Annotated in this window: 10 protein-coding genes; 4 read left to right on the top strand and 6 right to left on the bottom strand. The window is 64.8% G+C overall.

Annotated elements, in window-relative coordinates; translation table 11 throughout:
- The 6 genes from ABFE16_12805 to ABFE16_12780 all read right to left on the bottom strand — a co-directional run.
- The coding region (locus ABFE16_12805) for a hypothetical protein (GenBank protein MEN6346171.1) at window positions 1-1,316 on the bottom strand (1,316 nt) is incomplete at its 3' end.
- An 86-nt stretch (window positions 1,317-1,402) separates the two neighbouring features.
- Complete coding sequence (locus ABFE16_12800; protein ID MEN6346170.1) at window positions 1,403-3,055, bottom strand: right-handed parallel beta-helix repeat-containing protein; 1,653 nt, start codon at window positions 3,053-3,055, stop codon at window positions 1,403-1,405.
- Window positions 3,056-3,148: 93 nt separating this feature from the next.
- Window positions 3,149-4,510 (bottom strand): hypothetical protein, encoded by a 1,362-nt coding sequence (locus ABFE16_12795; GenBank protein ID MEN6346169.1) that lies wholly within the window; start codon window positions 4,508-4,510, stop codon window positions 3,149-3,151.
- Between the two features lie 37 nt (window positions 4,511-4,547).
- Window positions 4,548-5,750 carry a hypothetical protein gene (locus tag ABFE16_12790; GenBank protein ID MEN6346168.1) on the bottom strand — a complete coding sequence of 401 codons (1,203 nt, stop codon included), beginning with the start codon at window positions 5,748-5,750 and terminating at the stop codon, window positions 4,548-4,550.
- 57 nt (window positions 5,751-5,807) lie between these two features.
- On the bottom strand, window positions 5,808-8,060 hold the full coding sequence (locus tag ABFE16_12785; protein MEN6346167.1) for a hypothetical protein: 2,253 nt from the start codon (window positions 8,058-8,060) through the stop codon (window positions 5,808-5,810).
- Window positions 8,061-8,328: 268 nt separating this feature from the next.
- Window positions 8,329-9,090, bottom strand: a complete 762-nt coding sequence (locus ABFE16_12780) for a DUF1559 domain-containing protein (GenBank protein ID MEN6346166.1) — start codon at window positions 9,088-9,090, stop codon at window positions 8,329-8,331.
- Window positions 9,091-9,526: 436 nt separating this feature from the next.
- On the opposite strand from ABFE16_12780, the gene ABFE16_12775 reads away from it, so the two are divergent.
- From ABFE16_12775 to ABFE16_12760, 4 genes are all read left to right on the top strand, one after another.
- Window positions 9,527-9,730, top strand: a complete 204-nt coding sequence (locus tag ABFE16_12775; protein ID MEN6346165.1) for a hypothetical protein — start codon at window positions 9,527-9,529, stop codon at window positions 9,728-9,730.
- Window positions 9,731-9,784: 54 nt separating this feature from the next.
- Window positions 9,785-12,079 (top strand): glycosyl hydrolase family 28-related protein, encoded by a 2,295-nt coding sequence (locus ABFE16_12770; GenBank protein ID MEN6346164.1) that lies wholly within the window; start codon window positions 9,785-9,787, stop codon window positions 12,077-12,079.
- A gap of 98 nt (window positions 12,080-12,177) precedes the next feature.
- Complete coding sequence (locus ABFE16_12765) at window positions 12,178-13,449, top strand: right-handed parallel beta-helix repeat-containing protein (GenBank protein ID MEN6346163.1); 1,272 nt, start codon at window positions 12,178-12,180, stop codon at window positions 13,447-13,449.
- Window positions 13,450-13,531: 82 nt separating this feature from the next.
- A partial coding sequence (locus tag ABFE16_12760; GenBank protein ID MEN6346162.1) for a hypothetical protein occupies window positions 13,532-14,154 on the top strand: 623 nt, incomplete at its 3' end.

Raw genomic sequence — 14,154 nt, 5'->3', positions numbered from 1 at the left:
GAGTCCACCTCGAGCCGGAAGTTGCGCTCATCGGACGGGCAGATCCACTCGGTCTCCTCACCGCTGAGCGTCTTGGCGAGACGTCCGGCAGCGCGGAACTCCTCCATCCGCGCAGGTGTGCCACTGCTCAGACGCCAGTCGACGCGCCACGGGTGCACCTCGATCCCGTACTTCTGGGCTGCCTCGAGGCACGCCTTGAGTTGGTCTCCCGAGTAGTCCTTCGCCGGGGGCAGTACCTTGCTCTCGTACTGTGCGCCGCCGGCGTCACAGAAGTTGGCGAACACGGCATTCAGTCCGGCGGCAGACAACTCTCGCATTACCGCGTCCCAGTCGGTGACCCGGCCGCTCATCCAGACCGCTCGCAGCTCACCCTCACGGCCACGAGCCAACGGGTAAGTGGCTGCCCCCAAGAGCTTGTTCGCCTCTTCGGCAGCCTCCAGTGCTCCGGCGTAGTCCCCCGCCTGCGAACGCTTCAGGGCCTCCTGCCGGCACTGCTCGAAGCGGCGGAGGCGCTCCTGTGATGTCGCAGTGTTGCGCCCCTCACGGCGAGCAGTATCAAGGGCGGTCTGGATCGCTTCGACGGAGGCGTAGCCGTGCACCTGTGTCATATTCGGGAGTGCTCCCTGCACTGCAGACTGCCACAGCTCGGGGAAGAAGTGGCCGATCAGTGCGAGGAACATGCGACCCTTCGGCGCCGTGTCGTCGCCCAGGATGATGTGGGTGTGATAGCAGCCGTTAGTATTGAGCGTCACCGCGGCGACTCCGCTGTCGCTGCCGTCGGCCGCGGTCCAGTTGGCGAGGACCTGCGTGCCCTCGGCAGGCTTGACGCGGTAGCACTGCCATGAGCCGTTGGCGACCTTCTGGGGCGTGCCACTCGGTGCGGCGCCGGAGAAGACCATGCCGGCGAAGCTGCCACCCTTGTCCGAGGGACCGCTGCCGGTGACTGTCACCCCGAGCAGCTCACACAAGACCGGGTCGCGGGTCAGGCTGGCCCACAGCTTTCCGCCTTGAGCCACGAACTTGCGGATCGCTGCGTCCTCCTCCTCGGTGAGGTTGGAGTTGTACGGGAAGATCGCGAACTTGTGGCCCTCCAGCGCACCCTTGGGGAGGTCGGAGTCCTTGGCCCTTGCGTACTTGACGCCCACAGCATCGAGCGACCGGGCGATGTTCTCGAGGTAGCTACGAGTCCCGGGAGCCTCACGAGCGTTCGCAGCCGCCAGATGCTCTCCCCAGACCAGCACGACCGGTTCCTTCTCCTGGGCCAGGGCTTGCGTCGCGCATAGCACCATTGCCAGACCGAGCATTCTCCTAAGCATGTGGGTTACCTCAGCCTTTGGGTTTGTGGATACGCGATGTCCTGTTTCCTTCGCTAACGGCAGGGACCTTCACTGAGAGCACGTCGCTAGTAGGCGCCGATGTTCCAGGTCTTGCGCTCCCGGTTGTCGCGGTCGATCCCCATCTCCGGCAGGTACCAGGGCTCGCGGCTCAGGTCGCAGCCACGCCCCCGCAGGACAGAGTCGGCCGTAAGATGGTAGTCGTGGTCCTTCTCGCTGACGAAGCCTGGTGGTCCGCCCACACCGGCGAGCGAGTGCCCGTCGCAATTCAGGTGCCCGTCTTCGTCGAGGAGATACCAATCGCTCGTGACGCTGCCGGGACCCTTTGCATAGGGGTAGGCCCGGGCATAGGGCGCCGGCCCCGCATAGGCATCCCAGTAACAGAAGTTCGGAATTGCGGTGAGCTCGGCGCCCCAGTAGTTGTAGTCTGAATCCAACCGGAAGCTGCTGCCCTTGATGTAAGTGGTCACCAGGTTCGCTTTGTGGAAGCGCTTCCCGGTGTCCGGCCTGTACCCGATGCTGTTGCGCACGTGCACAGCGACGCGGGTCTTGTCCTGCCAGCCATCGGGGCCGAGGTGGAAGTTGCCGTCGCGGTTTTCTGTCGCGACCACATTGGTGTAGAAGTACTCGGCCGTCCCTCCGTAGGCGTGGAAGCCCCCGAAGCTGTTGCCGATTGCGATGCAGTTGATGTAGTAGCACCGCAGGTTGTGCTTGAGGCCTTCGCCCGCGTTGGCGCCGAACCCGTCGCCGTTGTTGCGGCTCAGGCAGTTGATGTAGCGGATGTCGTCGGTGCAGTTGTCCTCGGTGGCCCGGTAGAGGCCGACGTCATAGCCATCGCCTTCGTTGTCATAGGCGGCACAGTCCACGTAGCGCACATGCCGCGAGTTCACCAGCCAGAACCCGATCTGGAGATCGGTGCCGCCGGCCTGAGCACCGGGCTCATCGCCCAGGTCATGCGCTACGCATTTGCGGAATACCCCGTTGTTGCAGGGGTGCTCGCCAAAGTGGAACCCGGCGTTGCCGGCAAGGCCCTTGCCATCAAGCTCGACGCTCGTCACCTCGTATCCCTCGGCCCAGTTCGCAGCGACGCCGGAGTCATGGAAACCGGAGACCAAAAGGTCCGTGAGTCTGGTGCCCTGGATCGGTCTCTGGGCACTGCCGAAGACTGCTATCGCTCCCCTGGGGCTGTTGCGGAAGATGATCCCGCCTGGTCCCTTGCCACGAAGCCAAAGGTTGTCCACTTCACGGAGCAGCAACTGGACCTCCCACTTCGTCAGGGCCAGGCCCTCACCGTCGAAGACCACGGGCCCTTCGCCCCAGGAGGGGTCTCGCTCAAGGATGATGGGCGATTCCGGTGTCCCGTCCTCGTAGAAGTCGCTGTTGAGGAGCACCGCTCCTCCGCCGGTGGATTCCTGCACAGTCCCGCCCTTCAGCCGAAGTGTCGTGCCGGGAGGCAAGCGCCGGCGCTGTGCGACAACCGTGCCCTGGCCGAAGTCGGTGCAGACGTAGCCGGACTGCCACAGGCTACCTGTCCGCGTGCCGGGCAGATGACGCCAGGCGGTCTCCCTTGTCAGACCGTCAGCTGCGTCGTTCCCGCCGGCGAAGTCCACGTAGTACACAGGCCCGGCCTGCGCAGTCACAATCAGGCACGCAGTTGCGAAGGTCGTCATCAGTATGAGACGGGCGCTGACCCGGCCCGGCAAGCATCGGATCGCGCACATGACGCTACCTCCTGACCTCCCCAGGGCAGCACTCCTTGCGGCGACAGCCCGTCTGCGAGCGTGTCGCCACCAGCACGTCCGACTCGCAGGACTTCACTCCTGTCCCTTCCGCGACAGGAAGTCTGCCAGCGGGTAGACCTGCCGGTTGACGGCTTGCATGACCTCGTGCATCTCTGTGTGTGGCTGGTACTGACGATCCACGAAACCGACGGAGTGGGTGTCGCTGTCACCGCCGTACTTGAACCAATGCCAGCCCACGCAGCCAGGCTCACCGAGCAGGCCGATCACCATGTTCTGGTAGAAGAGCCCGCGGTCTCGCTGTGTCCGGACGCGGAAGCCCGCTCCCTGGACTTCGAGCTTGGGGTCTGGCAGTTCCATCGCATACCACTCGGAGTCAAGGAAGGGGCGACCCGACCATTCGACCCAGTGGGCCAGACGCTCGGTCTCTGGTGACCAGCGGTGGTAGTAGTTGATGCTGACCACGTCGACGTCCTGCGCACCCCGGAATACCGGCTCGATGATGGTGCGGCCGTGGATGCGGCTGCCGACATAGAGGTGGTTCGGGTCGTAGGTCTTGATGGCCTGGTTGACGATCGAGTAGTACTCGTGCGCCGCGTGCTCCAGGAAGCCAGCCTGCTCGGTCTCGGAGACCTCCGCTTCGGTCGCGATCTTGTGCTCCTGACGGAACTGCGTGAGCCACCGCCGGGCAGCCTGGTGACCGGAGTCTGTATCCGGAAGCTGGAGGTAGAGCTTGAGCAGGTCGGGTCGGAAGGGCAATTCGTTGTCGGAGAAGTGCCCGACCAGATAGGGGTCGTCCTTCGTGGCGGCGAGTTGCTCGGCGTGACGCAGGCAGAAGGACCTGAAGGCGGCGTCGAACACCGGCATGCACTGGTTCGGGTAGCCCCGTGGACCGTCCCTGGGGTCCCGCTGGTTCTTGTACGTGCTCATGAAGTTCCAGCGGGGGAAGTAGGGCATCGGCTGAGCAAGAGCCCGAAAGGGCTCCGCATCCGACCAGCAGCCGAGGGAGTTGAAGCCGAGCGTCCGCAGGAGCGTCGCTGTCATCGAAGCCCAGTTCTCGCGGCCCCCAAAGATCCGGTCGGCAACTACAGGAGTCGACTCGACGCCCTTGCGGTCCACCGAGCACAGACCGACGCTGAGGAAGAGGTACCCTTCGGGGTCGACCAGCCACCAGCGCCCGTCGACTCTCTGGGTGCGGAAGAACCCGGTCGCCTCGACCTGCCTCGCCTTCCACCCACCATAGCGACTCAGCTCCACCTCCGCCGCAGGCCGGAAGTCGCGAAGGTCTGCGAGCGTCGTCACGGGCGTCGGCACCCACTTGCCCTCTACAAGCAGGTCCGCCGTCTCCCCGGCAGCAACCGCTGAATCGTGCCACTGCCCGGCGCCTGCGGCAAGCACAAGGACGACCACGAGTCCCGTGCGTCGCCAACCAGCCATGCCGCTCACTCCTCCTCGGACTGCCTCACGCTTCCCTCTAGGGTAGCTGCAGGTCGCCGCGTCGCACGGCACGCCAGTAAGCGGCCAGGGGATAGAAGATGCCGTACAGGATGGAGGCCGAGTAGTCGACCTGGCCCACGGCCTGAGCCAGCAGCGCCTTCCAGTCCTCCGATGGCTTCCACGTCGGGCACATGAGCTGCGCCAGTTGTGCCTCTCCGGGCTGCCGGAGCGCCCAGTCCTCTGAGCGTAGAGCTTGAGGCCAGCGCGGGACACGGTAGCTGGCATTGTTGCCGAACTCCCAGTGCCGCCAGTTCATGTCCAGGGCTGATACGTTCATGGGCTTGTACTGCAGGCACTGTGCGGGGACCGTCTCGACCCGCTGACCGACGAACTCGAGAGCCCGGAGCCACTCGGTCTTCAACTCGGCGTTCTTGCCCTCAAGCTCGTAGAGAGCCTCCAGCGACACCTGCTCCTGCAGGAAGGCGTAGACCGTCCTCATGTTCGGCGGTACCTGCAGCGACTCTTTCGCCGCCTGCTCAGCGTACTCCCTGTACTTGTCCCGCCAGTGCGCGTCGCCGGTCAGGTCGGCGCCGATGGCATACAGCATCGGCAGTCTCGCGACCTCGTGGGGGTCCACATGCCACATCTTGTCGACCAGCCCCGGCTTGCCGTCCTCGCGACAGATATGGTAGTCCGTTTCGCCTGCGACGATGTTGCGCTCCATGCGCTCGCAAACCGCGGTGACAATGCTGCGGACGGTCTCGCGCTGTGCCTCGGTCGCAAGCTCCGAGCGGCTGAAGCGCCACAGGCCGTAGGCGTGCCAGGTGTACTGGTCCCGCGAGCTCTCCATGAAGTGCGACTTGCCGTCGATCGGGCTGACACTGCGCAGGACCAGGCCCGGGGAGGAACTCAGGGTCCCGCACAGGACCATGCCGTCGTACACCCGGCTCGCAGCTTCGCGCAGGTGCTCCTCACCGGTGACCTCGAAGCGGTCGCAGATCATCCCCATCCAGACCCCGGCATTGATGGAGCTGTCCTCCATCCCGGTGCCCCAGCCGTTGGGATTCGGGTCCTGGTGCGAGATCTCCTCGGGCGTCGGCAGGTACCGGAAACGCTCGGCGATGTCGGTGCTGCACACGTAGTCGTAGAACAGCCCCGTGGCGGGATGGAAGTACCACTCCCACGACCGGGTCCATGACTCTTGCGCCTTGTCGTAGAGTTGCTGAGCAGTCAGGTTCATGACGTCGCCTCGTTCGGTAAGTAGTGAGCCCTGCCGATCATGGTTCGAACTGCTGCCCTACTCGATCTCCCAGAGCCCTGTGGCTCGTGCCGGCAGGTCAACCGTGAACTCCGTGGCGCTCTCGGCCACACACTCGCCGGTCAGGGCATCGGTAATGCGGCTCGGGCGCGGGAGATGAATCCTGCGCGTCCCGGCGTAGCCGGTGTGAATGCTGAGTAGTCCGTTGCCGGCACTGACCGCGTCGTTGCCGTCGCTGTAGATATGCACGCCGGCCATCCTGGCAATCGAGCGCAGAAGGTCCGGTGGCAGATTTGGCACGGCGGACCACACGGAAGTCCAGCCTGCAAGCCGCTTCGCGCACAACCCGCCGCGCTTGCAGAGAGTGAACACGCCACCGGAGGCGTCCGTAGCTACCAGGTCGCCCAGCGGTGTCGCCTGCGGGTCATCACACCACAGGACGGGACCGAACTCCATCGACGTGCCATACCGTGTGCCGTGCGGGACGGACTGCGTCGCCGGGTGCGTGTAGTCGGTGATGACCACGTGTGCGCCCTTGACCAGGCTGATCTTGGCTGCCCCCATGTGCATCCCGGTTACGTCCTCCACTCCGGCCAGTGAGAGGGAGTTGTCGTCCGCATAGCCCGACGCGTAGAGCGACAGCACGGTCTTGCCGCCGGTCTGCACCCGCTCCTTGAGGATCGCCCGCTGCCTGGCTGACAGGTGGAAGGTGTTGGCGAAGACGAAGAGCTTGTAGCGGTCAAAGGGGAACCGGGCATCCTCCAGGTCGCTGTCGAGGTAGAGGTCGCAGGGCGCGCCAAGCCGCGCGAGACCCTCGACGAGCAAGCGTGTGGTCATCTCGGGCATGAAGTCGTTCAGACGCTGGTACCACAGGGACCGGTTGCTGACGATGACAGCAATCTCCGACTTGTCGCGGTCAGAGGTGCAGTGTCGATCCGCCAGCCGCTTGAGCTTCGTGATGGTGCTCAGCAGCACCGGGTTCTCGTACCATCCGCCCTTGGAGCCGAGGCAGAACCAGCTTGAGCCCAGTCCGGGCCGCGAGTAGATGGCCCCGAAGTTGCGCGTCAGCACAGCGAGGCTCTCGCCGATCGTCTCCGAGCGTCCGAAGCTGTCGCCGAGAGTGGCACTGGCGCTTGTCGACTTCCCGGGGTTGTAGGCGTCATCAACCGCGGCGGCCAGCGATGTCCTTGAGTCCTCTTCGACGACGGCCAGCTTCCCGTGCAGACGCATGCTGTCAGAGAGGAACTGGGGAACGAACACACCGCCGGGGTGGCGTTCCTGGTAGCAGTAGGGAGACATGAAGAAGTCGACGTTGGGGTCCTGGACAGTGGTCTCGAAGGCGCCCTGGCGTCGTCGGAAGAGTCCGCGATCGCCGGGGTTCCAGTCCGGGAGGAAGTAGTACCCGCCCCAGAGTCCGACCAGGCGTTTGCCCTCACAGGCTTCCTTCGCGGTCTTGCAGACAGCAGCGGCGGCCGCTGCGGCGTCCTCGTGGTAGAACTGGTAGAAGTCAACAACCTGTCGGCTCTTGGCCGGGTCGAGAAACAGGCCCACATCGCCCTTGTGCAGGCGGTCCCACTGGGGCAGGGCGGCCGTCTGAAGCGACACCTTTGCCTGGCCCCAGGACTTCTGCAACTCGGCGTCCGTGCCATATTTCGCCGTCAGCCAGCGTCGGAAGCCGGCCTCCGCTGCAGGGCTGTAGTCCCAGTAGTCCAGCCATTCCCCTCCGCCGCCGTGGAGGAAGTAGCCGAGGACGTTCCCGGCATAGGGCTGGGCCTCCACGTACTTGACGAGGTCGGCGAGGCCCTCGCAGACCAAAGCCCTGGCTTTGAGCGAGGATAGTGAGGCGCGATCACCCGGTGTCATGTCGGGCGGCCAGAGCGCCATCTCCCCGGGGTTCTGCTCGGCCCACTGCTTGTTCCAGGTCCGCCGGAGGTCCGTCGGCACCATCAGCAGGATGTGGATGTCCGGGCCGGTCGCCTGGATCAGTTGGTCGATGACCGGATCGGTCCACTTCTGCCATGCTGTGACGCGCTGTTCGTGGGTGCTGGTGAGGCCGATGCCCATCGGGAAGCAGAAGAGGCGCACTCCGGCCTTGTAGAGGCTGACGTAGTGGGATAGCGCCAGATCCCGGGAGTTGTAGTCGTAGTTCTCGCGGTACAGCATCGGGGCCACAGTCTGACCGCCAAGGACCATCAGCGGCACACCGTCACGCACTTCGACGGTGACAGGCTGGGCAAGGGCAGCACCAAAGGGCACCGCCACAAGAGCGAAGAGGGCGAGCGTACGGCCCATGGGCAAAGGTCTCCTCGGAGGGGAGAGGTGATCCTCGGCAGCGCCGACCGGGAGTGTCGTTGCCGTGCACCAGGCACTTCCGGCCGGTCGCCGACTTCCCCTTTCGGCCGCGATCCTCCTCCTCTCGGGTCCCGCAGAGATCGCCGGAGCTTGTCCTGGCCGGAGACGTACTATCAGGTCCCCTCGGGCCGCTGTGCGAGGACGAAGTTGCCTGTGGAGTAGCTGGCTGACCCATTCTGTCTGCCCATCGTGGCCGGGCTCTGGGTCCCTACTGTGTTGCCTTGTCGTACCAGCCCTGCGCGTAGTAGTTGTTGGCGAAGGAGTTCTGGTTGCCCTTGATGCCACCCAGGTCCTTGAGCCACTTGGCATGACCATCGCAGAAGGCGTAGTTGCGGCCCTCGTTATGACGGCCACCGGCTTCCCAGCGGTCGGGGTTATAGCCGGTGTTCGTCCCGTACCCGAAGCTCATGTAGAACACCGAGTAGGTGTACGCTCCGCGCCCGTAGTCACCAAGAAGCAGACACTGGGAGGGATGGGAGATGGCGGCCTGCGCAGCATTCCCGTAGACCGGGCCGAGGTTGATGTTCGTCGCGTAGCTCCAGGGCCACATCAGCGACGCCGCGTCCGCGGTGGCAGGTGCCCTCCCAAAGATCGCGATGAAGATATCATCGTAGTTGCCCGACGAGCCACCGATCTTGCTCATGCAGGCCCGCTGCGAGTCACTGGGGCACACGCCGACCTGGGCGCTCTTGACGTAGGGCTGGACGGTCTGGGGCCAGGGGAAAGCCCCGGGTAACCAAGTGTTGCTTGAGGTGCTGAAGCAATCCGCGTAGGTCATGAAGGGCCACTTCTCGTCGTAGTCCTGGCTGTACATCATCAACCCCAGTGCCAGTTGCTTGACGTTGCTCACGCAGCTCGTCTGACGTGCCTTCTCACGGGCGCGGGCGAACACGGGGAACAGGATCGCTGCCAGGATCGCGATGATAGCGATCACTACCAGCAACTCAATGAGCGTGAAGCCTCGGCGCATGATCCCATCTCTCCTCCGTGCAGCGTGATTCCGGCGCGAAGGCCGGTCCCGTCAGGGCCACACCACGAGCTCGAGCTGTCTCCTGCCTCCTTTCCTGACGACTGTCGGTCTCCTGGTCACGCAGGCGGAATCACAGAGGCCCACCGATTGCCCCAAGCGGAGGCAAAGGTGGGCCCTTTTCACGCACCCGGTACCGGACTGGTAGTGCATGCCTTCCCCCGGAAGCCACGCGTGTCCCGCAAGCCTGGTGCAACCAGTAACCAACCTGACGTGATGCCGCTACAGCCGACCGCAAAGCGATTTTGTACGACGCAGCCTTCTATAGTTCGACATTCCGCTTATGATACCTTCTTTGCTGCATAAGTACAAGGCAGTGCCTCATTTATTACGCCGACAAGCCTCTTCCACGTCTCGCGTGCACAGGATGCCTTCCTGGGTGCGGATCACCAGAGGTCGTCAGAAGGAGTGTGAGGCACTCGGGCGAAACCTCCTCTCGAAGGTCGGCGTCTCAGACACTGGTCGTCTCACCGACGATTCCGCCGCGGTGCTCTTCACCGGCGCTGCTGAGCAACTCGCTATCGAGGGGGCCGTCGTGCCCCTGCTGGCCTGGGAGTGCAAGGTCCTGCGCTGGGAGCCCTGACCGGTCGCACCTTGTCGACATCATTGTGAGGACCTGCGGTAGAGGAGGCAGACGATGGAAAGCTCGACCGTCCTGTTCGTGTTCGTGTTGCTTGTGCTACTGCCCGTCCTGGCGATGTCGCAGCCGGTCGGGCAGGTACCGGGCGCTGATGAGAGCTACCTGCGCTACGTGCACCCTACCATCGGCGGGCCACTGCCGGACACCCTGGACCTGCGGGTGCCCACGGAGCTCGAGGACCAGCGTCTCGCCGCTCTCGGCTACCTCGACGTGACCAAGGGGCCCTTCCGGGCAGACCCGACCGGTCGGCAGGACTGCACCGCCACCCTCCAGGCCGCCATCAACTTCGCCCGTGACCATCAGCTCGTCTGCTTCTTCCCAACGGGCACCTACCGTATCTCCGACACCCTCGAGTGCGTGCAGCAGCTCTACCGGCGGTCCAATGGTCGCGTCTTCGGCGGCAATCGCTTCCCGAATCTTCTGGTCGGCTCCCGCGCCGGTGCACAGAGGCCGCAGATACTGTTGGCGCCTTCTTCTCCCGGCTTCTCCGACGCGCTGAAGCCGCGCTACGCTGTGCGATTCTGGGCTCGCGGCTACTTCAACCCCACAACAGCAGACCGCGTAGCGGATGGCCTTGGCCCGGAGACGGAGCAGCCCAATATCTCGATGAACCAGATGCTGGTCGGCCTCGATATCACCATCGGCGAGAACAACCCGGGGGCCATTGCGCTACGGGATCAGGCCGCAGAGGGCTCCGCAATCGAGGACTGCACCCTTGACGCCACTCATGGGCTCATCGGCATCCAGGGCGGCATCGGCTCCGGCGGCAGCAGCGCGAACGTCACCGTGATTGGCGGCCGCATCGGTCTCGACTTCACCGGCTACTTGAGCGGCACACAGCCGACGCCTGCCATCACAGGTTTCACCCTTCGGGGCCAGACTGAAGCCGCCATCCGCAGTACCAGCCGCCAGACCCTTGTCGCGGCGGGCCTGCGGATACTTGCCGACCGCTGCGCAGGCCCGCTGATCCAGGTGCCGGCGAATCAGCCCGCAAACGTCGGGGAGTTGACCCTCGTCGACAGCCAGATCGAGTTCACTGAGAAGGCCCTCGGCCTGCCGGCTCGGGTCGTCGTGTCCTCTGAGAGCGGCGTCTACCTCAACAACGTGTTCGTCCGCAACGCCACCGTCGTGACTATGGACGGCGCTGGGAAGGCGTACCTCGCCGGGAACCCGACGGGCTGGGTTCACGTGCGGGAGTACGCTCACGCTGTCGCTCCCCGCACAAATCAGGGCGTGGAGTTCCGCTACCCGGTCTACGTGGACGGCGTCTCGGTGGAGGAGGTCGAGGACTGCGAGCCTGGCGTCACGCCGCCTGCAGACCTCCAGTCTCGTCACTTGTGGGCGTCCGACTTCCCCTCCTTCGAGACACCAGGCGCGGCCAACGTCAAGGAGGCGCCCTACGGCGCGAAGGGAGATGGCCTCACTGACGACACCCAGGCCCTCCAGCGCGCGATCGACGAGCATGAGATCGTGTTCCTGCCCCGGGGCTGCTATCGTCTGACGCAGACGCTGGAACTCAAGCCGCGGACCAGGTTGATCGGCGCGGGCCAGCACCTGAGCCTGCTGATGCCGCTGCCTGAGGGAGCCTTCGCCGACTCCGCCAATCCTCAGCCTCTGGTGCGCACTGCGGACACCTCGGATGCAGACTGCATCGTGGCCTTCCTGGGTCTGTATGCGGCCAGCGACGTACCGGGAGCCTCAGCCCTCCACTGGCGCTGTGGCGGCACCTCCGTTTTCCGCGCGACGGAGATCGAGCGGCTATCGACTCACGGTTTCGCTCCCGCCCCACGAGGCCGGGCGGCACCTGCGGCCCGCACTGCGCCCTGTGTCCTGGTCACCGGCCATGGCGGCGGGAACTGGTATAACTACCGTGCAGCCCGCATCGTCGTAGACCGCGCCCAGGGCCCGCTGCGCTTCTATCAGTTCAGCCCCCAACAGGTGACCAATGAGCTGCGCAGCGCCCGCAACGTGGACATCTATGCCACCAAGTATGAGGGCAACAACCCCATGCTGGTGGTCACTGACTGCGACCATATCCGCCTCTTCGGACATGGCGGCAACGCCAAGGGCCTTACGGGGAAGAGTCTCTTTGTCTTCGAGCGCACGCCCAACTTCCTCTTTGCCAACGGGGTGGATGGCCCGACGAAGATCGGCAGCCGGAGCCTGAGCAGTCCGCAGGGCAGCACTGATCCGCGCGAGTGGCACATGCTCATCGAGCGCCTCGCTGACGGCTCCGAGCTCAAGCTCCCGCCCTGCGAGCGCCCGGTTCTGTATCGTCGCGGGTTACCCTAGGCGGAGGTGCTGTGCGCCTCAGGGGGAATAGCTGCCGTGGCCCGATCGTGCCCGTATGACGGCCGTGCTTCGCATCATGCTGCTGCGGAGGTTCGGCGATGAGACGACCTTTGGCGACTTGCGTGCTCGTGCTGGCAGGAGTGCTCCTTGGAGGCTTTGTGGCCTGTGCCGAGGAGCCTGCGAAGGCCTTCCCCGGTGCCGTCGGTTTCGGAACCGACACCCCTGCCGGACGTGGCGGCCAGGTCCTCAAGGTAACCACTCTTGACGCCAAAGGGCCCGGCTCACTCAGGGAGGCCCTCGACGGGAGCGGCCCACGCATCATCGTCTTCGAAGTGGGCGGCGTGATCGATCTCGGCAAGGGTTCGCTGAGCATCAGGCAGCCCTTCGTCACCATCGCGGGTCAGACGGCGCCCTCGCCGGGAATCACCATCGTCCGCGGTAGCCTCTACATCTCCACCCACGACGTCCTCATCCAGCACCTGCGTATTCGGCCGGGAGACTGCGGGCTGGCCAAGCGCTCCGGCTGGGAGCCCGATGGCATCTCTACTTCCGGTGGCGCACACCACATCGTGATCGACCATTGCTCGGTAAGCTGGGCCGTCGATGAGAATCTCACGGCGTCTGGCCCCAGGTACGACGGCCCCGAGGCCACCACCCACGACGCCACCTTCAGCAACTGCATCATCGCCGAGGGCCTCCGGAATTCCACGCACAAGAAGGGGCCGCACTCCATGGGGTCCCTGATCCATGACTTCTGCCGGAACATCTCCATCTTCGGCAATCTCTACGCCGACAACAACCAGCGCAACCCCTTCTTCAAGGCCCACACCACCGGAGTGGTCGTGAACAACGTCATCCAGAATCCCGGCAGTGCGGCGGTGCAGATCGGGTACCCTGACAGTGAGTGGACCGGCCGGACCTTGCTCCCGGCGAAGGGACGCATCTGCGTGGTCGGCAATGTCCTCTTCCATGGCCCGGACACCCGCAAGGGACTGGCGATGGTCGGCAACAGGGGCGAAGTCTACCTGGAGGATAACCTCGCCTTCGGGGTGGACGGCGCCCCGGCAGCCATGACCAGCGGCGACATCACGGTCCTTCATGAGAAGCCGGTCTGGCCTGAGGGGCTGAAGGCACTCCCGGCGACCGAGGTCGTTGCCCACGTAGCTGCCCATGCAGGAGCTCGATCGCGGGACCGAGACCAGGTAGACAAGCGCCTTGTGCAGCAGCTGCTGGACCGCCAGGGCCGCATCATCGACAGTCAAGAGCAGGTGGGTGGCTATCCGACCTGCGAGCTGGTCAGGCGGGCTCTGGACGTCCCGAAGACAGGCATCGACGAGTGGCTGGCCCGCATGGCGGCAGAGGTCGAGTAAGGGTCTGCGGTCGGCACCTTGCTGACATCGAGCAGCCGCCAAGTCCATCGACGCACGTGTTGCCGTCAAACAGGGGGAAGTCATGCACCGAGGCTGCGCACTCCTGATCTGCCTCGCCGCCGCACCGAGCTTCGCACAGCAGACTGTCGCCAACTGGATCTGGTATCCTGAGGTCGCCTCCGGTGAGTGCGTCGACCAGAGCCGTTACCTGCGCAAGACCTTCGACCTGCCCGCGGGGGTCACTGCTGCTTACCTCGACCTGGTGGTCGACGACCGCCAGACCCTCTTTGCCAATGGTGAGGGCCCGCTGCGCCCTGTTGAGCGCGAGGCCGGTCCGCCGCACTACGACCTTGGCGGCCTCCTGAAGCCCGGTCGCAACGTCATCGCTGTTCAGGCCCACAATGTCACCGGCGCGGCTGGTGTCATCGCTCGCCTCGTCCTTCAGGGCCCCGGTGACGCTACCACCGTGATTGGCTCGGACGCCACGTGGCGGGCCTCACGTACTGAACAGGAAGGCTGGACCTCGGCCCAGTTTGACGATTCCGCCTGGTCGGCCGCGAAGGTCATCGGTCCGGCCATCTCGCTCCCATGGTCTGAGTACGCGAGCTATCACTGCACGGAGATGCTAAGCGAGCAGGAACTCGCCGACTACCGCAAGTTCGAGGCCTCGATCGTCGCACCCGCCGAGCAGTTCGCCAAAGATCC

This window comes from Armatimonadia bacterium, assembly GCA_039679385.1.
Taxonomy (GTDB): Bacteria; Armatimonadota; Zipacnadia; order Zipacnadales; family JABUFB01; genus JAJFTQ01.
This window is presented reverse-complemented; position numbering and strand designations above follow the sequence as displayed.